This window comes from Psychrobacillus sp. FSL H8-0483, from assembly GCF_038637725.1.
In the GTDB taxonomy this organism is placed as follows: domain Bacteria; phylum Bacillota; class Bacilli; order Bacillales_A; family Planococcaceae; genus Psychrobacillus.
Genome location: NZ_CP152052.1, coordinates 2,836,622 through 2,861,859, shown reverse-complemented (window position 1 = coordinate 2,861,859; position 25,238 = coordinate 2,836,622). Strand labels below are relative to the sequence as shown.

The 25,238-nt window shown below is 37.0% G+C and carries 20 protein-coding genes, 2 pseudogenes and 2 other annotated features; of the genes and pseudogenes, 16 read left to right on the top strand and 6 right to left on the bottom strand.

Annotated features, from left to right (window positions below; genetic code table 11):
• Positions 1-43 precede the first annotated feature (43 nt).
• From MHB48_RS13705 to sspI, 4 genes and pseudogenes are all read right to left on the bottom strand, one after another.
• On the bottom strand, positions 44-1,405 hold the full coding sequence (locus tag MHB48_RS13705; RefSeq protein WP_342601388.1) for a sodium-dependent transporter: 1,362 nt from the start codon (positions 1,403-1,405) through the stop codon (positions 44-46).
• An 86-nt stretch (positions 1,406-1,491) separates the two neighbouring features.
• Positions 1,492-1,723 (bottom strand) — a binding site (T-box leader).
• A gap of 563 nt (positions 1,724-2,286) precedes the next feature.
• Positions 2,287-2,925 (bottom strand): NAD(P)-dependent alcohol dehydrogenase, encoded by a 639-nt coding sequence (locus tag MHB48_RS13700; protein WP_342601387.1) that lies wholly within the window; start codon positions 2,923-2,925, stop codon positions 2,287-2,289.
• A gap of 63 nt (positions 2,926-2,988) precedes the next feature.
• Positions 2,989-3,264 (bottom strand): annotated as a pseudogene (locus MHB48_RS13695) (alcohol dehydrogenase catalytic domain-containing protein); the annotation flags it as partial.
• Positions 3,265-3,953: 689 nt separating this feature from the next.
• The gene (sspI, locus tag MHB48_RS13690) at positions 3,954-4,160 is read right to left on the bottom strand and encodes a small acid-soluble spore protein SspI (protein ID WP_342598576.1); all 207 of its coding nucleotides are present in this window, start codon (positions 4,158-4,160) and stop codon (positions 3,954-3,956) included.
• Between the two features lie 442 nt (positions 4,161-4,602).
• Between sspI and MHB48_RS13685 the strand changes: the two genes are divergently transcribed.
• The 3 genes from MHB48_RS13685 (at position 4,603) to pheT (ending at position 9,293) form a co-directional block, all read left to right on the top strand.
• The gene (locus MHB48_RS13685; protein WP_342598575.1) at positions 4,603-5,367 is read left to right on the top strand and encodes an RNA methyltransferase; all 765 of its coding nucleotides are present in this window, start codon (positions 4,603-4,605) and stop codon (positions 5,365-5,367) included.
• A 56-nt stretch (positions 5,368-5,423) separates the two neighbouring features.
• Positions 5,424-5,656: a binding site (T-box leader), on the top strand.
• 175 nt (positions 5,657-5,831) lie between these two features.
• Entirely contained in the window at positions 5,832-6,869 is a 1,038-nt protein-coding gene (gene pheS, locus MHB48_RS13680) for a phenylalanine--tRNA ligase subunit alpha (protein ID WP_340922253.1), read from the top strand.
• Between the two features lie 12 nt (positions 6,870-6,881).
• Positions 6,882-9,293 carry a phenylalanine--tRNA ligase subunit beta gene (pheT, locus tag MHB48_RS13675; RefSeq protein ID WP_342598574.1) on the top strand — a complete coding sequence of 804 codons (2,412 nt, stop codon included), beginning with the start codon at positions 6,882-6,884 and terminating at the stop codon, positions 9,291-9,293.
• A gap of 216 nt (positions 9,294-9,509) precedes the next feature.
• Here pheT and MHB48_RS13670 read toward each other — a convergent pair whose 3' ends face one another.
• Positions 9,510-10,655: an MFS transporter gene (locus tag MHB48_RS13670; protein WP_342598573.1), complete on the bottom strand. Its 1,146-nt coding sequence runs from the start codon at positions 10,653-10,655 to the stop codon at positions 9,510-9,512.
• 189 nt (positions 10,656-10,844) lie between these two features.
• Between MHB48_RS13670 and MHB48_RS13665 the strand changes: the two genes are divergently transcribed.
• From MHB48_RS13665 to MHB48_RS13645, 5 genes and pseudogenes are all read left to right on the top strand, one after another.
• The gene (locus tag MHB48_RS13665; RefSeq protein ID WP_342598572.1) at positions 10,845-11,255 is read left to right on the top strand and encodes an NUDIX hydrolase; all 411 of its coding nucleotides are present in this window, start codon (positions 10,845-10,847) and stop codon (positions 11,253-11,255) included.
• 28 nt (positions 11,256-11,283) lie between these two features.
• Complete coding sequence (locus tag MHB48_RS13660; protein WP_342598571.1) at positions 11,284-11,592, top strand: hypothetical protein; 309 nt, start codon at positions 11,284-11,286, stop codon at positions 11,590-11,592.
• A 33-nt stretch (positions 11,593-11,625) separates the two neighbouring features.
• Entirely contained in the window at positions 11,626-12,168 is a 543-nt protein-coding gene (locus tag MHB48_RS13655) for a DUF402 domain-containing protein (protein WP_342598570.1), read from the top strand.
• A gap of 16 nt (positions 12,169-12,184) precedes the next feature.
• Positions 12,185-12,658, top strand: a pseudogene (locus MHB48_RS13650) (GrpB family protein); the annotation flags it as partial.
• Positions 12,659-12,688: 30 nt separating this feature from the next.
• Complete coding sequence (locus MHB48_RS13645) at positions 12,689-13,186, top strand: NUDIX hydrolase (protein WP_342601386.1); 498 nt, start codon at positions 12,689-12,691, stop codon at positions 13,184-13,186.
• Positions 13,187-13,565: 379 nt separating this feature from the next.
• On the opposite strand, the gene MHB48_RS13640 is transcribed toward MHB48_RS13645, so the two are convergent.
• Positions 13,566-15,278, bottom strand: coding sequence for a sigma 54-interacting transcriptional regulator (locus MHB48_RS13640; RefSeq protein WP_342598569.1), 1,713 nt, complete (start codon positions 15,276-15,278; stop codon positions 13,566-13,568).
• A gap of 362 nt (positions 15,279-15,640) precedes the next feature.
• On the opposite strand from MHB48_RS13640, the gene hutU reads away from it, so the two are divergent.
• The 8 genes from hutU (at position 15,641) to hutH (ending at position 25,207) form a co-directional block, all read left to right on the top strand.
• Positions 15,641-17,362, top strand: a complete 1,722-nt coding sequence (gene hutU / locus MHB48_RS13635) for a urocanate hydratase (protein WP_342598568.1) — start codon at positions 15,641-15,643, stop codon at positions 17,360-17,362.
• A gap of 138 nt (positions 17,363-17,500) precedes the next feature.
• Entirely contained in the window at positions 17,501-18,322 is an 822-nt protein-coding gene (locus MHB48_RS13630) for a basic amino acid ABC transporter substrate-binding protein (RefSeq protein ID WP_342598567.1), read from the top strand.
• A gap of 69 nt (positions 18,323-18,391) precedes the next feature.
• Positions 18,392-19,048: an amino acid ABC transporter permease gene (locus MHB48_RS13625; protein ID WP_342598566.1), complete on the top strand. Its 657-nt coding sequence runs from the start codon at positions 18,392-18,394 to the stop codon at positions 19,046-19,048.
• Positions 19,045-19,767, top strand: a complete 723-nt coding sequence (locus MHB48_RS13620) for an amino acid ABC transporter ATP-binding protein (protein WP_342598565.1) — start codon at positions 19,045-19,047, stop codon at positions 19,765-19,767. The genes MHB48_RS13625 and MHB48_RS13620 overlap by 4 nt, the downstream gene beginning before the upstream one ends.
• A 61-nt stretch (positions 19,768-19,828) precedes the next feature.
• Positions 19,829-21,178, top strand: a complete 1,350-nt coding sequence (locus MHB48_RS13615) for a YjiH family protein (protein ID WP_342598564.1) — start codon at positions 19,829-19,831, stop codon at positions 21,176-21,178.
• A 44-nt stretch (positions 21,179-21,222) separates the two neighbouring features.
• A complete protein-coding gene (gene hutI, locus MHB48_RS13610; RefSeq protein WP_342598563.1) occupies positions 21,223-22,458 on the top strand; it encodes an imidazolonepropionase in 1,236 nt (411 codons plus the stop codon).
• Between the two features lie 32 nt (positions 22,459-22,490).
• Positions 22,491-23,657 carry a M20/M25/M40 family metallo-hydrolase gene (locus MHB48_RS13605; protein WP_342598562.1) on the top strand — a complete coding sequence of 389 codons (1,167 nt, stop codon included), beginning with the start codon at positions 22,491-22,493 and terminating at the stop codon, positions 23,655-23,657.
• A gap of 44 nt (positions 23,658-23,701) precedes the next feature.
• Positions 23,702-25,207, top strand: a complete 1,506-nt coding sequence (hutH, locus tag MHB48_RS13600) for a histidine ammonia-lyase (RefSeq protein ID WP_342598561.1) — start codon at positions 23,702-23,704, stop codon at positions 25,205-25,207.
• Positions 25,208-25,238 lie beyond the last annotated feature (31 nt).

Sequence of the window (25,238 nt, the reverse complement as noted above, 5' to 3'; positions counted from 1 at the left end):
GCTTCAGCACTTTTTGTTGGGTTTCTTTAAATAGTTTTCTTATTTAAAAGATAGAAATAATTTTATCTAGTATTCCAGTTATATCAAGGAATACGATGATAATTACTAACGGAATAATATATCTCATGATAAAGAACCAAATGTTAAATGCAGTAGCACCCAAACTAGAATGCTGTAATACTTCTTCACGTAATTTACTCTTCTTAATCTTAAGTGGTACGAAAATAGAGATTAAAAATACGCCGAGTGGCATTAATATATTACTAACTAAATAATCTGCGGAATCAAATATATTCTTTGAGAAGATGATAATATCTTCAAAAACACTATATGATAATGCAGATGGAACTCCAACTGCGAATATTAAAACACCAACAATATAAGCATATTTTGTTCTCTTCTCTTCTTTTCCTTTAACTAATGAAGCTACAATAATTTCTAACATAGAAAATGCCGAGGTTAATGTGGCAAATAAAAATAAGGCTAAAAATCCTAATAAAAAAGCTTCTCCAAAGATGATTTGATCAAAAACAGCAGGTAATACAACAAACAGCAAACCAGGTCCTTCAGCAGGTTCTAAACCTAATGAAAATACAGCTGGGAAGATTGCTAAACCTGCTAATAAAGCGATGAATAAATTCATTGAAACGATTGAAATAGCCGGTTGAATTAAACTTTCTTTTTTTGAAAGATACGAACTATAAGTAACCATTACTGATACACCGACACTTAGGGAGAAGAAAGCTTGTCCCATTGCATACAGAATACTTTGAGATGTGATACTTGCGAAATCAGGTGCTAAGAAGAATTTCACACCTTCCATAGCATTATCAAGTGTAAGTGAACGAATGATAAGAACAAAAAATAGGATAAATAAAGCGGGCATCAAAATTTTACTTACTTTTTCAATTCCATTTTGAATCCCTTTTGCTACAACTACAACTGTGAAGGCTAGGAATGCAAATTGAGCTCCGATAACTAACATTGGATTTCCAATTGTGTCGTTAAAAATAGATCCATAATCTGCGCCTTCACTAATAATTCCACCAAACAAACCTTTTGCAAAATATATAACAATCCAGCCACCAATTACACTATAAAAAGACAATAGAAGGAAACATGTGAATACCCCTAACTTGCCGATCCAATGCCATTTAGTATTTGGAGCTAAAGTACGATAAGCACTAACTGCTTCCTTTTGAGTGCTTCTACCAATGACAAACTCTGCTAATAACAGCGGAAAACCTATGAATAATGAAAAAAGGATAAACAGTAGAAAGAATGCTCCCCCTCCACTGATGCCAGTCACATAGGGCAGCTTCCATATTGCGCCTACTCCTATAGCTGACCCTGCTGCAGATAAAATAAATCCAATCTTAGATGACCATTGCTCTGATGTTTTAATACTTACCAATCCAATCTATATTTATTACGTCTTTTCCTCATAAAAAACAAAGGAAAAGACAAAAAAACCACGTCTCTATCTTTAACGATAGGGACGTGGTTGTTCACGCGGTACCACCCTAATTGGAAACAAATCTAGTTTCCCACTTACTTGGTAAAATAACGGTTTAATCCGTTTTTATACTACCTTCTCTATGATGAAGTATAAAAAAAGCTCTAAGAATGAAATTCACCAAAATCTATGTATCAGTTTCCACCAACCACTGATTCTCTGTCAACAGGGAGACCCGGCTTAATATGTTCTTGTCATCGCTCATTTGCTATTTAGAATATTAAATGAAATTATAGTATGAGGACACATTACGGTCAAGTGTTTTTTCAGAGTTTCACTATAATTCTACCTAATCACGTCTTTACACCACTTTTCCAAACTACCATTCATATGCATATGTGATTTATCCGCATAGATAAAAAAGTCGTATTTATTTGTAAAAATTATTTAAAACTTAGTAATAAAAAAGGGTCATGAAAATGTGCGGACGTTTTAGTCTATTTTCTAACTTTGAAGACATAAATCTCCCGTTACGAAAGTATGTCATATATCCCTACCCAAATGGAGTAGTTGTCATCTAAACGATTAGCTATCTTCTTTTAAAATGAGTTCGAGACGCACTAGACTTGTGCGGAGTGTATGCGGCAACACATGGGTGCTGGTGGGTTTAAGTAATTGGTTAGGTCCTACCATAATAGAATAGAACATAGCCTTTTTATTTATCTTCAAACAGTTTTTTCTTCAACTAAAACACCAGTTAGTTGAAGAAGGAATATTAATTAACCAGTCCCTATAGTTAAATTAAATTCAACAAAAATAGCGTTAATCCTTTAAGGATCAACGCATTCTAATTGAGATATGATTTGAAGGACTACCTTCCCTTTTGTACGTCCACTTTCTACATGCTTATGAGCCTCTACGATTTGATCCAAGAGATAACACTTCTCTATAATTGGTTTTACTTTCTCTTCCTCTATAAGCCCACGCATGAATTCTAGATCCATGTCATTAGGATTTGTAAGATGCAGCTTAGCTTTCTTTCGACCGATTAAGGAACCAACCAATAACTGAACTGGGTGATACATAGGATAGAGGGGGTTTTCTGTTATATAGACACCATTCTCAGCTAGTGAACGTAAACAACTAAAAAAGGTCGTTTTACTAACAGCATCCAGTATGATATCGTACTTTTGTCCGTTATTTGTGAAGTCTTCTTTCGTATAATCGATCACGTAATGTGCACCGAGATCTTTCACCCACTGCAGATTCGAGGTGCTGCAAACCGCGGTTACTTCAGCCCCGTAGTAATTGGCAAGCTGAATTGCAAAGTGCCCGACACCGCCCGAAGCTCCGTAGATCAAAACCTTATGTCCCGATTTTATCTTTGCTACATCTCGCAACGCCTGAAGAGCTGTTTGAGCAGCACATGGCACGGCTGCAGCCTGTTCGAAGGTTATGTTTTTCGGCATATGACTCAATCCACTCTGTGGAGGGCAGACATATTCTGCGTAGGATCCGAAGCAACTTCCGAAGACATAGTCGCCAACTTTAAATCTTTGTACATTTTTACCGACCGCTTCAACGATGCCTGAAACGTCAATCCCCAATATTGACGATTTTGGTTTTTTAAGACCATTATTTAATCTGGTAGGCAAATAACCCTTCCGATATAGACAGTCAAATTGATTGACTGAAGCGTTATGCACTCTGATTAGTACCCGATCGTCATTCTTTATAGATGGCAGTTCAACTTCATTTATCCTAAGGACCTCCGGGGATCCATACGAGGTGTAAACAGCTGCTCTCATCTCACTAACCTCCCAGAATATTTTTCAATTCGTTATTAGTTATACATTTAATATAATTCGCTTAAATAGCCATAAATTCTTTACTCAATTTAGTTAATTTAGTCATGCTATTTTGGACAATAATCAGTTCCCAGTATCTATATACTTATTGACCTTGTTTTAGAACAAATTTGGTTTACATTAACTTAATTCTTAAATCGCATAAAAACGCTTTTAATTTATTGTTAAACTAACCTGCTGCGTTAGTTTAAGTGAAATCCTTCATAAACTATAGTTGTTTTAACATAAATATCCAATAAAAAAAATCACCTGTCAGATAAACTAGAGAGGTGATTTTAATCATCTTTATTTAATTCAAACTAAACTTTGTATTCTTTAAAATTTCTATATCAGTAACCTACTTTAATACAAAGTTACCAACTTTAATGTTACTGGACGCGAGAGCGCCAGAAATTGTATCTTCTGGCGTCCCTCTTTTAAAACTTTCCCGGTAATAATATAGCAAACGTGCCGTCAAAAGCACGTTAGAAACAATGGAGACAAGATGCACTTAAAGGCCGCATTCAAAAAATAGCAAGCGTAACGAATAATTTTTTTCTTAAAGTATATCGCTATTTTTGAATATATGCTTATCAGCGAAGAGTAATAAAAATAATCCGTGAAGAGTTATTATTCTTCACGGATTATTTTTATTTGAATGCGGTTGCGAGTTCATTTAATACGGAATTTCGTTTTGTATCATCCGCCATTTTCCACCATTTTTCAAAGATTACTCCAAGTCCAGGTAGTAAATGTTCTTCTCCTCTTTGAATGGCATCTTCGACTACCTCTCGAATATCAGTTGTCGAATTGCCTTTCAAATTTGCAGTTATTGCTTCTCGAATTTGAAAATCCAATTTTCATCACTCCTCGCAATTATGTTATCCAAACTCTCGCAAGCTATACATGAATTTGTTACAATTAATCAAGAAAAGTGTAAGGTATTATTAAGGTGTCTCCAATGAGCACTTTACATATAGGCTCTTTTAAATTAGGTTGTTGTTTTTTAGAAGCATATATTTTGTGACGAAAATCCGCGAGACTCCTGCGGAAAAACGGGCTGCCAAGACCCCGCAACGAGCTTGTAGGAACAAATCCTAAGTTCGCCACATCCATGTGGCAACGGATTCGTGACCAACATCCTGTTGCCCCGAGGAGGCTTGGCAGTTCGTCCGCGGAAAGCGAGTGGATTTTCGTCCATAACGACATTATCGCTTAACAGATCCTACATATAAACTAGACAGATACTAAGTAGAAAAGCTATACTTTGTTATCTAAAAAAAAGGCGGTCACACATAAATGAAACGAATTGAATCTCCACAAAATTCACTGGTGAAGCATTGGAAAAAATTATTAAGTGTTAGAAAAGAACGGGATAAAACAGGTGAATTTATTATTGAAGGTTTTCACTTAGTAGAGGAAGCAATTAAACAAAAAGAAAACGTGCTTACGATTATGATAAGTGATACTAGTGAGATTCCAGTGAATTGGGATGTAGAAAATATTGAAATGGTTGAAATCAATGATGTCATAAAAAAAGAACTTGCTGAAACAGAGCATACACAAGGTATATTTGCTCACTGTAAACAACAAACTGTGGTTGATCAAGAGCAAACGAACTGGAGTCGCCTATTATTAATTGATGCCGTTCAAGATCCAGGTAATATTGGCACAATGATACGCACGGCAGATGCTGCAGGAATAGACGCAGTGATTCTTGGAAAAGGATCTGCGGATGCATATAATTCCAAAACACTACGATCTGCACAAGGATCTCATTTTCATATTCCTGTAGTAAAAGGGGATCTACACGATTGGGTGGATCAGTTGAAAAATCGACAAGTGCCAGTTTTCGGAACTGCATTTGAAAATTCTACACCGTTTAATGCAGTTAAAAAAGGTGATACGTTTGCGTTAATCGTTGGGAATGAAGGAAGCGGCATACATGCTGAGCTACTACAGAAAACGGATCAGAATATTATAGTACCCCTTTTAGGTCAAGCTGAATCATTAAACGTAGCAGTTGCAACCGGAATTCTTCTATATGGATTAACATTAAAATAAAAGACACTTGAAGAAATGTCTAAAAATACGTATAATAGACTATAATTTGATAAATAGAAAAAGCTGTGATCGGGAAAAGTATATATGACGATTCGAAAAAAGGGATTTTACACCGTGACTGAAAGTGTAAATAGAGAATGCATATAGAAGTTCACCCCGTTAGCTGCCACCGGGACCAGCGATTGCTGTAAAGGTGTGCCGGTGTAGAGCCGTTAGTCGAATTGAGTGATTGCACTTACTTTTGTGCAATAATCAGGGTGGTACCGCGAAATTAGTCCTCGTCCCTTTTATAGGGGCGGGGCTTTTTATTTTGTAAAATTTCATTCAGCCGAGTAATGTTGAATGAAATCATAGCCTCTGGCGGATGTCACAGATTTGCAAAGCAGTTCAGTTCATCGAGCTAGCTTGATGCAAAACCTGGACTCCATTACGCCAAGGCGAATTTGATTAAGGAGGATTATCAGATGGAAGCACAACTTCAACAGTTGAAAGAGGAAGCAATTCAAAAAATTGCAGCTTCTCAAAATGTAAAAGAATTAAATGATGTGCGTGTTGCATATTTAGGTAAAAAAGGACCGATTACGGACTTACTAAAAGGAATGGGTAAACTTCCTGCAGAAGAACGTCCGAAAATGGGGGCATTAGTAAATGTAGTACGTGAAGAAGTAACAGAAGTACTTGAAGCTCGCATGACATTGCTTCAAGACCAAGCGATCCAAGAACAGTTAGAAAAAGAATCTATTGACGTAACATTACCAGGGCGTCCAGTGAAAACAGGTAATCATCATCCACTTACTCGTGTAGTAGAAGAGATTGAAGATTTATTTATTAGCATGGGATATGAAATTGCGGAAGGTCCGGAAGTGGAAAAAGACTATTATAATTTTGAAGCTTTAAACTTGCCAAAAGGTCATCCAGCTCGTGATATGCAAGATTCTTTCTATATTTCAGAGGATATTCTTCTTCGTACACATACTTCTCCAGTACAAGCTCGTACAATGGAAGCAAAAGAAGGCAAGCCGATTAAAATCATTTGTCCAGGTAAAGTGTACCGCCGTGACAATGATGATGCGACACATTCACACCAATTTACACAAATCGAAGGACTTGTAATTGGGGAAAATATTCGCATGAGTGATCTAAAAGGAACACTTTCTGTCTTTGCGAAGAAAATGTTCGGTGATGATCGTGAAATCCGTCTTCGTCCAAGTTTCTTCCCGTTCACAGAGCCATCTGTTGAAATGGATATTTCTTGCTTTAAATGTGGCGGAAGTGGCTGTAACGTTTGTAAGAAAACAGGGTGGATTGAGATTTTAGGTGCTGGTATGGTACATCCAAACGTACTTGAAATGGCTGGCTATGATTCGAAAAAACTATCTGGGTTTGCATTCGGTATGGGTCCAGAGCGTATTGCAATGTTGAAATATGGAGTGGAAGATATTCGTCATTTCTATACGAATGATGTGCGTTTCTTATCGCAATTCCACCGAACAGAAGTGTAAGGAGGAAATGACATGTTAGTTTCTACGAAATGGTTAGCAGATTATGTGAATACACAAGGACTTGATCCAAAAGAATTGGGTGAAAAAATTACTCGTTCAGGTATTGAAGTCGATGCAGTAATAGATCGCTCTCAAGGAATGACAAATGTAGTAGTCGGTTATGTGAAGGAATGTGTGAAGCATCCAGAAGCAGACAAGTTGAATATTTGTCAGGTAGACGTTGGAGATGAAACAACACAAATTATTTGTGGAGCTCCAAACGTTGCAGCTGGTCAAAAAGTTATCGTTGCTCGTCCAGGAGCAGTGCTTCCTGGTGGCATGAAAATTAAAAAAGCAAAACTTCGTGGGGAAGAATCAAATGGTATGATTTGTTCGCTTCAAGAACTTGGAATTGAAGGCAGACTGGTAGCAAAAGCATATGCAGAAGGTATTTATGTGCTTCCAGAAACAGCAACTGCTGGAGAAAGCGTACTTCCTTTATTGGGGTTAGACGATACAATCCTAGAGTTAGGCTTAACACCAAACCGTTCAGATGCTCTAAGTATGCTTGGAGTAGCTTATGAAGTTGGGGCAATTCTATCAGAGGATATGAAATATCCAGAAGCAACATACACAGAAAGTAACGAGAAAGCTTCTGATTACTTAAGCTTACGTGTAGATGCTGATATAGAAAATCCAATGTACGTAGCAAAAGTAGTGAAAAATGTAGTGGTAAAAGAATCACCACTATGGTTACAGCACCGACTTATGGCTGCTGGCGTTCGTCCACATAATAACGTAGTAGACATTACGAACTATGTGCTAATGGAATATGGTCAACCACTTCATGCGTTTGATTATGACCGACTGGAAACAAAAGAAATTGTCGTTCGTCTTGCAAATGAAGGAGAAAAAATTGTCACGCTTGATGATCAAGAGCGTACGCTAAAATCTAATCATTTAGTTATTACAAATGGCAAAGAGCCAGTTGCTATTGCTGGTGTTATGGGTGGTGCTAATTCAGAGGTGCATGAAGGAACAACAACGGTTGTCATCGAATCTGCATACTTTGTTGGCGGATCCGTTCGCCAAACTTCTAAGGACCATAACTTACGTAGTGATGCGAGTGCCCGTTTTGAAAAAGGTGTCGATCCGAATCGTGTTATTCCAGCTGCAGAACGTGCGGCAAGTCTTCTTGCAGAGCTTGCTGGTGGAGAAGTCCTAGCTGGTTCAATAGTAGTTGATGAGTTAGATAAAACTCCAGCTGAAGTAGTTGTGTCGCCTGACTTTATTAATAATCGTTTAGGAATGAAAATTTCATTAGAAGAAATGACTTCTATATTAACTAGACTTAAATTTGATTTCGAAGCGGCAAATGGATACTTGTATATTAAGGCACCAACTCGTCGTCAAGATATTAAAATTAAAGAAGATATTGTAGAAGAAATTGCTCGTATGTATGGGTACGATGAAATTCCAATGACATTACCAGTGGAAGAATCAAAACCAGGTGGATTAACATCTTATCAAGCAAAACGTCGTCAAGTTCGCGCTTACTTGGAAGGTGCTGGTCTTTATCAAGCCATTACGTATTCATTAACATCAAAAGAAATGTCTCAAAAATTTGCATTAGAAACTGCTCCAGTAACTGAGTTATTAATGCCAATGAGTGAAGAACGCAGTATCCTTCGTCAAAGCTTAATCCCGCATTTACTAGAGGCTGTTACGTATAATACGGCTCGCCAAGCGGATACAGTTGCTCTTTATGAAGTAGGTTCCGTATTCCTAGGTGAAACAGAATCAGGCTTACCTCATGAGCAAGAGCATTTAGCAGCTGTAATTGCAGGTAAATGGTTAGATCATAGCTGGCAAGCTGAGAAAAAAGTTGTCGATTTCTTCGTATTAAAAGGAATTGTCGAAGGATTAATGGAACTACTTGGACATACAAGTGAGCTTACATTTGAACGTTCAGTAGTAGACGGGTTACATCCTGGACGTACTGCTTCCATCAAGTTAGCTGGAGAAGAGATTGGGCTTATCGCTCAATTACACCCATCTGAGCAAAAAGCACGTGACTTAAAAGAAACGTATGTAATGGAATTGAATTTAGCAAAAGTATTAAATAAAGAAGTGGAAACATTATACTATGCACCAGTTTCTAAATTCCCATCCATTACTCGTGATATTGCATTAGTAGTGGACAGCGAGAAAGCTTCTGGCGAACTACAAGCAATTATTCAGTTATCTGGTGGAAGATTATTAAAAGGTGTACATCTATTCGATTTATATGAAGGAGAAAAAATGGAGCCAGGCAAAAAATCGGTTGCATTCTCTCTCACATACTTCGATCCAGAACGTACCCTTACAGATGAAGAAGTAGTAAATGCACATAACAAAGTATTAAAAGCACTTGCAGAGCAAGCAGGAGCAGAGTTACGAGGATAATAAACATAAACAGGAGCAGCACCGATACCATGGTGTTGCTCTTTTTATTGGATTTGATTTTTGTTACCGGATAAAAATATTTCTGACTAGATAGGAATAAAATGTGACCGGATAAAAATATTTCTGTCCGTATAGAAAATTTTAAGACCACAATGGGTATGTTCAATATGAAAATAAACATAGGAGTAACACGGATTACTCGTGTTACTCCTATGTTTATTTATTTAATTTAAGTTTACGAATCGTCAATAGTATACCAAATAACACGCCGATGAAGGACATAGCCGAAATGATGAAATAAAACGAATGCCCACCAAATTCATTATAAATATATCCACCTGCATAAGATGCGATGATACTCGATAATCCAAAAAATAAGAGTGCAAGAATGGTTTGTCCGGTAGCACGCCATTCCTTTGGCATAATTTGATATAAGTATTGAATTGCTGCGGTGTAAAAGATTGGGAACGTTAGCATTTGTAACACTTGTAGCAATGTAAGAACGATCGGACTCGTTACGAAACCTGAGGCCAAAAAACGTAAAAAGTAAAAAAATGTAGCAATCGTGATGATTTCCATTTCTTTTCCTTTTCGTAACCACCAAAAACTTAACGCAAAAATAACAATTTCACTTGTTGCAGCTATGAAGAAGGTGATTCCAACTAATGATGTGTCCCCGCCAAGTGCTTTTATATGAATGCCTAAAAATGTATCGTTCATACGAGCCGGTATAGCGCTAATAAACACTAACGCTAAAAATAGAAGCATTTCTTTATTGTTTAATACTTGTTTAAAGCCTTCCATTGTCACTGGTTTTGATGAGGCTTGTACTTCTGGCATAAACCAAATAACTCCAAATGAAATAATTCCTACTATAATAAACAAAATAGATACACTGCTCACACCAAAATAATCCATTGCAAAGCCGGAAATTAATGCCAACACCGCATAACCCAGAGCACCATATGTACGAATAGAGCCATAGCTAACACGTGCCATTTCAGAAACAGTGAAATTGAGGCTTTCAGTAAGTGGATCAATTGGCATCAAGAAAAAATAAACAAGCAGTGCAAAAATAATAAGTAACATGAAGCTATCTACGTTAAATAAAAAGTAACCGAAAATTGCTGTTAAACTAACGAGTAATAGCATTACCTTACGAATTGTTTTTGTTTTATCACTAATGAAACCCCATAGCGGTTGTGCAATTAATGTCACAAAGCCCCCCGTTCCAATAATCAGACCTATTTCGCTCGCTGATAAACCCTTTTCACCCAAATATACAGGTAAAAATGGAATAAAGAGCGCAAGTAAACCGAAAAACAAAAAATTATAACCTTTTAATAATACTTGTACATTCAATAAAATTTCTCCTTCTGAGGTAAAAATGCTTGCCTTCCATCTTTATTAAGATAATACCATTGAATATTGTAACTGATTTTCCTATCGAATAGCTGTTTTTATTGTAATAAAGGAGCACTTTTCAATTTACTAATAAATCAGAAGAGTCCATCTGTTATAATTTGTAGTATTAAGGGGTGACAGTTAAAAATGAGAAGAGTAAACGTCGTGTATGCTTTGATTTTAAATGAGGATAAGAAGAAAGTGTTGATGGTCCATAATATTGGAGCAAGTTGGACACTTCCTGGGGGTGCAGTAGAAGATGGGGAGACCTTGGAACAAGCGCTTATTCGTGAGGTCAAAGAGGAGACCGGTTTAGTAGTACAAGTGGGGGAAGTTGTATCATTAAATGAAAAGTTTTTTGAACAAAAGGGAGAACATGCTTTATTTATAACTTTTATCGCGAATGTAATAGAAGGAGAAATCTTCATTCAGTATGAGGACGAAATTTCAGAAATAAAATGGGTCGATAGGAAAACCGCTAATGAACTAATGCCTTATTATCCTGGTGGAGTAGAAGGTTTACTAAAATCAGCCGTTCCATACATTTTTCAAATCTAGTCTAAAAAACGTTAAGGAGGAAGATAGGTTGTTTAATCTGTTTAAAAAAGAGGAACAAGTAGAAATTAATGATGGGGAAGACGAATTCATAGATGAAAAGGAAATAGGAATCCTTATTCAATATACATCTGTAGCTGTGTATATGTATCTCTGTTCAGATGGTCGCATTGAAAACGAAGATGTGCTTTTTGATGCGGCAGGAAGAGAAACGATTGTACAAGGTAATACTATATCGATAGTTGTAGAGAGTCCAACCGAAATAGCAGAAATTATAGAACTTTATGGGTTGAATAAAATCAACCTTCCTTTATTCACGATAGATGTAACTTTGTTTTGATTCAGAAAAAAATAGTAGTAAAGGGGGATAGGTATGTTAAAAAGAAGGTATGGAGATCGTTCGGATTGGAAGCGGATTATTAAAAGAGAGTATGCACAATCGTTTGTTGAGAAAGAGGAGTTCACAGGATATATAACACTACTAAGCTTAATTCAGGTTACGGAGCCCTTATGGGTAAAATATGATGAAAAAAGTGTCTGTATTGTAGATGATGGATACATGTGGCTGCAGCACTTTCCAGATGGACAAAATTACTCCGTAACTACCATGTTTGATTCGAATGGAGAAGTAGTGCAGTGGTATATAGATATTTGCAATGAAATAGGAATAGAAAATAATGTTCCTTGGTGGGATGATTTGTTTCTGGATATTATCGTATTGCCTACAGGAGAGGTCATTCAGCAAGATGAAGATGAACTGGAAGAAGCCCTTATAAATGATTGGATCGATCAAAGGATGTATAACTTGGCTTGGTCTCAAGCAAATAAAATTACTACTAGTAATACAGAAGGAAATTTTGATTTACTTAACTATTCAAAGATTCATAAGGAGATGTTAACGAAACTTCTTAAATAGAGGGAGGAAGATAGGAATGCGCAAAGTGGAGGTATTAGCATTTTCAGCGGATTGGAAGGAAAAGTTTGAGGAAGAAGCAATGCAGCTTCAAGCAATTTTTGGTCCAGAAATCATTGCTATTCACCATATTGGTAGTACTTCCGTACATGGATTATATGCAAAACCAATTATCGATATAATGCCGGTTGTTCGGGATATAACGAAAATTCATACATATAACCATGCAATGATTGCTATAGGATACGAACCAAAAGGAGAAAATGGGCTTACTGGTCGTAGATATTTCCAAAAAGGTGGAGATAATCGGACGCATCATGTCCATATGTATGAATCGGGAAATCTAGAAATTGAGCGACATCTTGCATTTCGAGATTACTTACGCGTACATCATGATGATGCAAAAGAATACGGAGATTTAAAAAAAGCGTTAGCAAAGAAGTTTCCTTATGACGTAGATTCGTATATTAATGGAAAAGATCAATTAGCGATGGAAATCGAACAAAAAGCAATTAGATGGTATATGGGTATTGAAAAGGAAAGAAATTTTCATCGTGCATTTGGTGTCTATGGAATTTGCGTCCAAAATGAGAAGCTGCTAGTTATCAATAAAAATGGAGGTCCTTATATAAATCGTTTTGATCTCCCAGGGGGCAGTTTAGAAGAAAGAGAAAGTTTAACAATTGCAATGAAAAGAGAGTTTCTAGAAGAGACAGGTCTTGAAATTGAAATTATACAAAACATAGGCACCACGGATTTCATGATTTCGTCTAACTGGAGAGGATTGATGGATGTTCATCATATCGCAGTATTTTATTTAGTTCAGCAAATAGGGGGCAGTTTAATAGAGCCCGAACAATTTCAAGGCCAAGACTCACTAGGAGCTATATGGATTTCTGAAGAAGAGGTATCCATTGAAAATGCTTCACCTTTAGTGTTGAAAGCATTTGAATGGTTAAGAACAAATAATTTAGGGTTAGATGCTGATTTTTATAATGATTGGAAAGTGAAAACGAAATAAAGAAAGATTTCTATAAATGTATAGAAGTAATAGTCTTTCATATATGGTTCTCTAAGAGAAACACAGAAAGAAGTTTGATTTAGAAACTTCCATTCTGTGTTTTTATTAAATTAAATGAATCAATTTCATAATTCTAATTTACATAAAAAAACACGAACAATACTAAAGGAATATTACTTTGTCATTAAAATACGAACATTTATCACTTCGTTGATGGAAGCGGCAGGCGGCGACTCCAGCGAGATGAGTGAGACAGATAAGACATCACAAACGACGCATGAGCGGCGGTGATGGCTTATCGCTCACCCCGCGGAAAGCGTCCGCCTATAACGGAAATCAACTTTACTTTATTGTAAAATTTACCATCAATGAAATTAACTTAAATAGTAGGTTTTTCAAGATCATGCTTTTTTATATGATATTGCAAGCTTTGCCGAGTGATACCAAGTTTTTGGGCAGCCTGTGATACATTCCAATTCGACTGTACCAGCGTTGTTTCAATTAGTTGCTTTTCCGAACTTTTAAAGATTTTTTTAAGAGGTCTTTTTATTTCGTTACTTTCTTCAAATGAAGTAGTAGAATGCACCACTAATATCTTTCCTCGCATATAGGATGGAAGATGATTAACTTCAATGGCTGTAGCATTTTCAGGCACGCGAATAATTAGGTTTTCAATCATATGCTCTAACTCTCTTATATTTCCTGGCCAAGAATATTGAAGTAAACTTTTTTGTAATGAATTAGAAAGTATTGGAACTGATTTTGCTAGTTTTCTTTGATATGTATCTAAAAAATAATTTATAAAAAAATGTACATCTTCTATGCGTTCCCTAAGTGGAGGAATGTAAAGGCTTGTATGTGCAATTCGATAAAACAAGTCAATACGCATTTTATTTTCCGCAATCAGTTTCTCCGGATCTTCGTTGCATGCACTAATAATAGTACATTTCACAGGTGCCACATCATTAGAACCTACTTTTCGAACTAACCTTTCTTGTAATACACGCATTAATTTGGTTTGCAAAGTAATGGGCATGGAATTAATTTCATCTAAAAAAAGGGTTCCATCTTGAGCGTATTCAAACAGTCCTATTTGATCCGTTGCACCAGTAAATGCACCTTTTACTGTTCCGAATAGAGTACTTTCCAGTAAATTCTCCGGAATGGCAGCACAGTTTATTGCCACGAATGGCTTATTAGCTCTAGGACTATGATTATGCATACTTTGCGCAAACAATTCTTTGCCAGTTCCCGTCTCTCCGACAATCAATGTATCCGCATTATGGATAGATACATTTTGGGCTTCCTTTATGAGATCTAAAAGTACAAGGCTTTTCCCTTTTATATCATTAAACGTAAAAATTGTACCGTTCTTTGAATGGACCTTCTCTTGGTGTGTAACATTTGCTTGTCTTTTTTGTTCGATTGTTTGATGAAGTCGGTCTTTAAGCTTTGATTCATTTGTACTCAGTGAAAACACAGCAATGGTTTTTCCATCTTTTTGAATTGGATATGTACTATAGTTTACATATTTCGGTATTCCGTTGATGGTAGAATGTGCACGATACCTTGAGAAAATTGGTTTTCCTGTTTTAATTGTATGCTTATGCTCGGAATATTGTGGATTGTAATTGTAAACAGACCATAAATGCTTGCCTATAATATTTTGACTGATTAATCCCTCCATTTTTTCTTGTGCTTCATTATATAAAGTAATTTCTCCTTCAGAGTTGCTCATCATGACACCTTCATCGAGAGAATCAATAATTTTTTCCAAGCAATACAATCGCTCTTCCAGATTAGTCGTTTCATTAGTTAAATCTTTTAGACATAAGAAAATAATAGTATCCTCCGTAGATAAAACTTTGACGTCAAACGATAATTGTTTTCCGTTTAAATCAAGAAGAAATGTTTCATTGTTTATAAAATGTTTGTTATCACATTCCATAAAACTACTAATAGTCATCCCTTTTGAAATATTAATAGGGATATCCTCTTTAATATCATGCCAAAGAATTTCACGTTGCTCGTTTAAAGCAATCACTCCATCTACAAAACTTCTTATAATCGCTCCTATAGACGCAACAGTCAAGGTAGTTTTACTCCTTCCTAAAATAAAATTATCAATAGTATAACATAATCTTCTGATTATTTAGAAGAGTCTGCATGTAAAATTTATCTGCACTAGATGAAAAGCATTGTCCTCAAGGAAATATAAAATATTTACTGAATTTTGAGATTAATAATGCAAATATATCTGCGCTATTGTAATGTCTTTTTGCACTGAAGACCATTTAAGATTTACTGATTCAATGATGAAAGTAAAAAAAACACTGATGAGACACGATTATATGAAAATTTAGCTTTATTTTTTGTCGAATGAAGAAAGTTGGCACGACTCTTGCAGTATATAAAAGTGTAAAACACAAATTATTCTTTTAGGAGGAAATATCGATGACAACACCAGAAATCTTATACTCAGTAAAGGCACAAAGAGGTCCAGTATTACGTTGTAAAGGATGGAGACAAGAGTCGATTTTACGCATGCTAGAAAATAATATGGAAAATGCAGAAAAGCCAGAAGAGCTTGTTATCTACGGTGGAATCGGGAAAGCAGCCCGCAACTGGGAATCCTACCATGCAATAGTGAAATCATTAAAAGAGTTGGAAGATGACGAAACACTTGTCGTGCAATCTGGTATGCCAGTGGCTATCTTCAAAACACATAAATATGCTCCGACTGTAGTGATGGCAACGACAAACATTATGAAAGCAGACTGGCCAACATTTTATGATTTACAAGACAAAAACTTAACTATTTACGCCAACTATACAGCAGCACCATGGGAATATATCGGTACACAAGGGGTAATTCAAGGAACGTTTGAAACACTTTCTGCGATTGCCCGCCTGCATTACAATGACTCACTTGTTGGGAAAATCCTTTTAACTGCTGGTGCAGGGGGAATGGGTGGTAACCAAACACGTGCGATGACAATGCACGGAGGAGTAGCAATTCTTTGTGATTCGAATATTGAAATCATTCAACGTCGTATCGACAAAGGGTTTATCGATGAGGTGGCTAATTCTTTAGACGAAGCAATTACGAAGGCAAAAGAATATGCGGCTGCAGGTAAACCACTAGGTATCGCTGTTGTAGGAAATGCTGCAGATATTTATGAAGAAGTACTTGAAAAAGGATGGTTGCCGGATATCTCTACTTCCATGACACCAGGACATGACCCAATTTCTTACTTGCCATCGGGCTATACAGTTCAAGAAGCTGAAGAGCTTCGTGATTCAAATCGCGAATTGTATTTAGAAAAAGCACGTGAAACGATGGTTCGCGAATTAAAAGCGTTAATTAAATTCATGGATCTAGGTGTTCACTCGTTCGAATACGGTACAAGCCATCGGAAAGAATGTATTGATGCAGGCATGGATGCAAAAGAAGCGAAGCGTCTTCCAGGTTTCGTAGCCGAATATATCCGTCCACTTTTCTGTGAGGGGCGTGGGCCGTTCCGTTGGATTTGTCTATCAGGAGAAGCGGAAGATCTACGCAAAATTGATGACATGATTTTGGAAAAATTCGGTGATGATCACCTAGTGACACGTTGGATCAAGCTTGCAAAAGAGCATATTCCAATTGAAGCACTACCTGCTCGTATTTGTTATATGGGCTTCGGTCAGCGTAAGGCTTTTGCGCTGGAAGTGAATGATATGATTCGCCGTGGAGAGTTGTCTGGTCCAGTTGCATTCTCACGTGACAACTTAGACTCTGGTTCTATCGTGAACCCAACATTCGAATCCGAAAACATGAAGGACGGTAGTGATTTGATCTCTGACTGGCCGATGTTGAACGGACTTTTAAATGCTGTCGGCATGTGTGACCTAATTGCAATCCAAGCTAACTATTCTATGGGAGAAGCGGTTCATACAGGTGTAACAATGGTTGCGGATGGAACGGCTGAATCGGATATGAGACTCGAAGTGGCAATGACCGTTGACTCTGGAATTGGGGTTGTTCGTCATGCGCAAGCAGGTTACGAAATTGCCCAGGACGTTGCAAATGGAAAAGGAAAGTTAACGAAAGAGAGCATCCAAATACCATTATGGTGGAAACCTGAAGCTACATTTGGACCAAAGGACCTTCATAAAGAAGAAGTGAAGGCTTAACAAATAAACTTAACAGATTATAGAGATCTAAGGTTACTTGGATCTCTATCCCTACTTTACTCGAAATTTCGAATGAAATTATTTTTCTATTATGGGTCTAATGGATAAAAAATAGAATAATTCTAAGGAGACAATGAAATGAAAAAGAAGGTATTTCTAACAATTGTCATGATTTTCTCTCTCATACTAGCTGCATGTGGGGATAATCAAGCTGATGCTGAAAAGAGTAATGGTTCAAATGGGGATAAGAAAAAACTTAAAGTTGCAACAGAGGCAAACTATGCACCATTTGTCTATTTGAATCAAGGGGAAATGACTGGATTTGACGTAGATTTTATGAATGCTGTTGCAAGTGAAGCGGGTTATGAAATTGAACTTGTCAATGTTGGTTGGGATCCTTTATTTGTTGAAGTCAAAAGTAAGCTCTCCGATTTAGGTATTTGTGCGATAACTATAAATGACGAACGGGAACAAACGTATGATTTTTCTGTTCCATACTATTTATCTACAAATAAAATTCTAGTACCAGAAGGCAGCGACATAAAGAATGCTGCAGATTTAAAAAATGATAAAGTGGTAGCTGTGCTTGGTGGAACTACAGGTCAAGAAGCAGTGGAGAGCATTTTAGGGAAAAATCATGCGAATATAAAAAAATTCGATAATAATAATTTAGCAATTATGGAAATGCTAAGTGGCGGTGCAGATGCTGTTGTAGCTGATAATGCAGTTGTGGAGGAATATGCAAAAAATAATCCAGACCAAAACCTAGTTGTTATTACAGATGATGATGGCTTTGAAAAAGAATTTTACGGAATTATGTTTCCAAAAGGCAGTGAACTTAAAGCGGATTTTGATGTAGCCGTTACAAAGGTTCTTGAAAACGGAACATATGCAAAAATCTATGAGCAATGGTTCGGATCAGAACCTGATGTAGCAACAATTCTAGCACAACAGAATTAAGTGAATAATAAAATTGCGTAACACTAAAAGAGTAGTTGCGCAATTTTGGTTTCACTAGGGGGGAAATCAATGGATTTTAGATTAGACATCATAGTAGAATATATCCCTTTCTTTCTAAAGGGGACCTTACTGACAATCGGGTTATCGCTTATAGGAATTTTAATAGGGACGGTACTAGGATTATTAATCGGTTTAGGAAAAATGATGCGCAATAAGTTTATTTCGTTTATTTGTAACTGCTATATTATATTTTTCCGTGGAACTCCACTATTTGTGCAAATTTTATTGATTCACTTTGGTGTCGTGCCTATGTTAATAGGGCATACAAACGGGATAGTAGCTAGTATTATTGCGCTATCGTTGATTGCGGGTGCATATATATCAGAGATTTTCAGAGCAGGAATCCAGTCAATTGATAAGGGGCAAATGGAAGCGTCACGTTCTCTTGGTATGAATCATATTCAATCAATGAAAGATGTTATTTTGCCTCAAGCCTTTAAAAGAATGATTCCACCTTTAGGGAATGAATTTATAGTACTTATTAAAGAGTCCTCACTTGCAGCGATAGTTGCAACTCCTGAGCTTATGTATTATGGACGGGCACTGGCAAGTCAATATTATCGTGTATGGGAACCTTACCTTACAGCTGCGCTTATTTATCTAGTGTTAACTACTTCTTTGAGTTTCTTATTAAATCGTCTTGAAAGAAGGTTGGCAACAGAATGATTCAAGTAAAGAATTTAAAAAAAACGTTTGGAAGTAATGAAGTCTTAAAGGATATTAATGTATCCATTAAACCAAAGGAAGTTGTGGTGGTAATTGGACCATCTGGATCAGGAAAATCTACCTTTTTAAGATGTCTGAATTTACTAGAGTCCATAACTGATGGTCAAGTTTTGATCGAAGGCATTGATATTACGGACAAGAAGACAGATATTAATAAAGTAAGAACCGAGGTAGGTATGGTATTTCAGCAATTTAATTTATTTCCACATAAAACCGTGATAGAAAATATAATCCTCGCTCCAATGAGAGTTAGAAAGTTATCTACAGAAAAGGCAAAAGAAAGAGGCCTTGAACTTCTTCGTAAAGTAGGGCTAAAAGAAAAGGCAGATGCATATCCAGATTCGTTATCTGGTGGGCAAAAACAGCGTGTCGCAATTGCAAGGGCACTCGCGATGGAACCGAAAATTATGCTTTTTGATGAGCCGACCTCAGCGTTGGATCCAGAAATGGTAGGAGAAGTACTCGAAGTTATGAAACAGCTAGCCAATGAGGGAATGACGATGGTGGTAGTGACACATGAAATGGGTTTTGCTCGTGAAGTCGGGGACCGCGTGCTGTTTATGGATGGTGGTTTCATTGTAGAAGAAAATATCCCTAAAGATTTATTTGAAAACCCACAGCAAGATCGAACTAAATCATTCTTAAGTAAGGTTTTATAGTAAGTTGCAGAGAGTGAATAAAGATTTATAAATTTGCTATTACAGCATATGGGGTGAAAAAATGAACAGTATTCCAGAATCATATGATAATCGTCAAGTTGCCAAAGAAGAAAAACAAAATATATACTCGCTTCAAAACTTCTTGAAATTTTTCATTTTTAGTACAATTGGAATCTTTATGTTTTTTATTCCAATCGATATAAATGATAAAAACTCCATTCCATTAGATCACTTAGTTACGTGGATTCGGTCGTTGTCTCATACTGTGAATGCCTACTATGCAATGATATTAGTAGTTTTAGGTGCAGCTTACCCATTTTACACTAAAACTTGGAGGAAAAGTAAAGTGGAAATGGTGTTATCTGGATTTAAAGTATTAGGAGCAATTGCTGCTTTTCTAGTCTTGTTTGAAATAGGTCCAGCTTGGTTAATGGCCGAAGACATGGGGCCATATTGGTATTATAGTTTACTCATTCCAATAGGAGTGCTCGTTCCAATCGGTGCAATCTTTTTAGCAATGTTAGTTGGATATGGGTTACTTGAATTTATCGGTATTTTCATGCAACCGATTATGCGTCCGATTTGGCGAACACCAGGAAGATCTGCTATTGATGCAGTTGCTTCTTTTGTCGGTAGTTATTCAATTGGTCTGTTAATAACGAACAGGATTTATAAAGAAGGTAAGTATACAAAGAAGGAAGCTGTCATTATAGCAACTGGCTTTTCTACGGTATCAGCTACATTTATGATTGTTGTGGCAAAAACTCTAGACATAATGCATATTTGGAATCTTTATTTTTGGCTAACTTTTTTAGTTACTTTCGTTGTAACCGCTATAACTGTTAGAATTTGGCCTATTAACAAAATGAGTGATGAATATTACACAGAAGAAGGATTTCCAGAAGAGATTATAAAGGAGAATAGAGTAAAGTATGCTTGGGAGCAAGCAATGACTACTGCTCACAATGCTCCGAAACTAAAGGATAACATTTTGGAAAATGTTAAAGATGGCTTAGTAATGGCAATGGGTATTTTACCGTCCATTATGTCTATTGGATTATTGGGACTAATTTTGGCCAATTATACGCCTGTGTTCGATTTCCTTGGCTATATTTTTTATCCCTTAACTTGGATTCTTCAAATTCCAGAACCACTTCTTGCCGCAAAGGCTGCAGCAATTAACTTGATTGATATGTTTTTACCTTCATTGGTCGTACTAGAGGCTAGTTTAGAAACCCGATTCATTATAGGTTCACTTTCCATATCAACCATTCTATTCTTTTCAGCGTTGATTCCATGTATTCTATCTACGGAAATACCGATAAAAATGAGTCATATGTTAGCAATTTGGTTTTTGAGAACAGTGTTAACACTCATTATTATTACGCCACTTGCATTTTTACTACTTTAAGTTTATTACCAAAAGTTAGTTTGGAAGTGAAAGGAGTTTTTGGAATGAAATCAAAAGTTGATTTAGTAATTAGTAATGCCGCTGAAGCAATTACTTGTACAGGTGAAGGCATGGCTGGCATTGAAGTCATCAAAAATGCTTGGATTGCTATAAAAGATGACAAAATTGTTGGAGTTGGTTCCGAAGAAGAGGTGAGCAACAATTTTGCTTTAGAGAATTCGACAATTATCGATGCAACTGGGAAAGTCGTTGCACCTGGGTTTGTTGATTGCCATACACATCTCGTCTTTAATGGTACACGTGTAGAAGAATATGCGGCAAAATTGACTGGCAATGACCCTGAAAAATTGAAAGAGCTTGGCATTACAACAGGACCTAATCGGACAATTGAATTAACACGTGATGCATCGGAGGAAGATTTATTTCAACAATCGAAAAAAAGATTATTGTCTATGCTAGATTACGGAATTACGACAATTGAAAGCAAGAGTGGATACGGCTTAACGACTGAAAGTGAAATTAAAATTCTTGAAGTAGGCAGGAGACTTGGGAAAGAAACACCAGTAGATGTGCTAAACACATTTCTAGGTGCACACGGTTTTCCAAAAGGAATGTCGAAAAGTGAATACCTTGACATAATTATTAATGAGATGATTCCACAAGTTGGTGAGCGTGAACTTGCAGAGTTTTGTGATGCTTGGTGTGATGAAGGTTATTATACAGCAGCAGAATCGAAGCAAATTTTACAAGCCGCATTACAATATGGAATGAAACCAAAATTACATGCAGATGCGTATTCATACATCGGTGGTTCGGACTTAGCGGTGGAAATGAACATGGTTTCTGTCGATCATCTTAACTTTACACCTGTTGAAGTGATGGAGAAGCTTGCAAAATCAGAAGTAACTGGTGTGTTAATGCCTGCACTGGATTTTGCAGTTGGCCATAAGCACCCTTTTAATGCTAGGAAAATGCTTGACTTAGGGATGAATATAGCACTTGCAACGGATCTTTGCCCAGCATGTTATACAGAATCTATGCAATTTGTTATTAACCTTGCATGCCGTCTATATAAATTTACCGTAGAAGAAGCAATAAAATCAGCTACATATGGCGGAGCATGTGCTCTAAATTTAAGTGATCGAGGCGTTATTGAAGTTGGCAAACTTGCGGACTTGCAGATATGGGATATCCCTACATACCAGCATGTTGCCTATGAACTTGGAACGAATATTGTAGAAAAGGTTATTAAAGATGGAAAAATAGTTGTAAGTAGATAAAACAAAAATGAATTAATATTGGAGGACTTTCAATGACTAATAAACAAATTGTCTCTGCTGCTAAACAAGTAAATGAGGAACGATTGCTAGGTTTATTTCTAGAGCTTGCAAAAATTAACGGACCAAGCACGAAGGAACAACTGGTAGCCGATTATTTAATAAACGCATTACCTGAACTGGGATTTACACTAGACTTTGATGAAGCATATAAGCACTTTGACGGTGAAGTAGGGAACTTGATTGCCTGGCATGAAGGAACAGATTCATCTATACCTCCGTTATTTTTCTCTACACACATGGATACAGTACTTCCGACAGAAGGATTGAAACCGGTAATTAAAGATGATGTTATTTATTCAGATGGCACAACTATATTAGGTGCTGATGATCGTGCTGCATTGGCTGCGTATTTAGAAGGGATTCGGGCGATTATTGAAAGTGGCGCTCCACATGGTCCGATTGAATTTATTTTAACAGTGAACGAACAGCCTGGCCTTGTAGGAGCAACATATATGGACTATAGCAAGGTCAAAAGCAAAGCTGGTTATATTTTCGATAGCAGTGGTGACGTAGGGCAAATCATCTTAAAAGGGCCATACAGCAGTCGTATATGGATGGAGGTTGAAGGAAGCGCAGCACATATTGCATTGAATGCGGAAGAAGGGAATAGTGCATTTCTCATTGCTGCAAAGGGATTGCTGAAAATGAATCTTGGTACAATTGATGAAGAAACGCTAGCTAATATAGGTATTATTAACGGTGGAGAATTGACATCTATTATTCCAGGTAGTGTAACGGTAGCGGGAGAGGTCCGAAGCTTTTCCAAAGATAAATTAGAACTTCAACTGAAGCACATGGAGGAAGCGATGCAAGAGGTAGTTACGAATAGTGGTGGGAAATTAACTGTACGAATTGAAAAGAAATACAGTGGATTTGATATTCCTAAAGATCATATTCTATCGGTAACCGTTGAAAAAGCGGCAAGCAACATTAATGTAAAATCTTATCTAACAAAAACATTAGGTGGAGCAGATACAAATGTGCTAAATGATAATGGATTGACTTGTATTACCCTCGGAAATGGATTTCAAAATATCCATTCATTTAGAGAGTGCATAAGTGTGGAAAACTTAATAAATACAGGTAGATTAACAGCTGAATTGATTGAACAATGGTATGTGAGTCATAAACAAAAATAATAGTATACGAACAAAATAGCAAAAGACACGGGGAGTGGACTTACATGGAAAGTCAAAAAATAGTTGAATTGGATGGTCTTACATTAGATAGACACAAGATAGAAATGGTTGTTTTTGGAAATGCAAAAGTGATCATTCCGCAAGCAGATTTACTACGAGTTCGTGCTAGTCGCGAGAGAATCGAAAAACAACTTATTGATGGAAAAGTAATATATGGGGTTAATACAGGGTTTGGAAAATTAAGCGATATCGAAATTGAGAAGGAAGACATTGCTAAATTACAATTGAATTTATTACGTGCAGATGCTGTGGGTGTCGGGGAGCCATTGCCAAAGCCTGTGATCAGAGCAATGATGATTCTCCGCGCCAATGCACTTGCGAAAGGGTTTTCTGGAATTAAAGAAGATACACTTTTATTGTTAATTGACATGATTAATAAAGGGGTTCATCCAGTTGTCCCTTGTAAAGGATCTGTGGGTGCGAGTGGAGATTTGGCACCTTTATCTCACATTGCAATCGTATTGATAGGTGAAGGAAAAGCGGAATATGAAGGAGAAGTTCTTTCGGGTGGGGAAGCACTTAAACGCGCTGGATTAAAACCTGTTTCATTGGAAGCAAAAGAAGGACTTGCTTTGATAAATGGTACGCAGGCAATGACAGGTGTAGGAGTTGTAGCCTTAAATGAAGCAGAGCGTGTAGGATTGGCTGCGGATATGGCTGCTTGTTTAACGATGGAAGCGCTGCAAGGAATTATATCTGCATTCGATAGTGAATTGTTAGCTGTCCGTCCTCATCCTGAGTTGGAATTCGTTGCATCACGAATGAGAAATTGGTTAGAAGGAAGTAAACGAATTACGCATCAAGGGGAAGTTCGAATGCAAGATGCTTATTCGATTAGATGCATTCCTCAAGTGCACGGTGCGTCTTGGCAAGCATTTAACTATGTAGAAGATAGACTGAAAGTTGAAATAAATTCAGCGACGGATAATCCGGTAATTCTGGAAAATGGAGAAATCATCTCAGGTGGGCATTTCCACGGTCAGCCGATTGCTCTTGCAATGGATTTCTTGAAAGTTGGTGCAGCAGAGTGGGCGAATATCTCAGAACGAAGAACGGAACGACTTGTTAATCCGCAACTAAGCGGTTTGTCGCCATTCTTAGCCATGGATCCGGGCTTAGAATGCGGGTTAATGGTTGCTCAATATGCAGCAGCTGCTCTTGTTTCGGAGAATAAAGTACTTGCACACCCAGCAAGTGTCGATTCTATTCCGACTTCAGCTAATCAAGAAGATCATGTAAGTATGGGGACAATCGGATCCCGCCAAGCGCGAGAAATTATTCATAACAGTGCTCGAGTGATAGCAATTGAACTGATCTGTGCATCACAAGCTATCTATTTAGAAAAAGCAGAAAACCAATTAGCACCGGCTACCAGAAAATATTTAGACATCGTTCGAGGAATTTGCCCTCCTTTAGATGGGGACCGAGCTATTTCAGATCAAATGGAAGAGCTGGCACAATATATCTTACGGGCAGACGATTTAAAATAGTATCTGCAATAAGAACCAAGACTCACTTAAG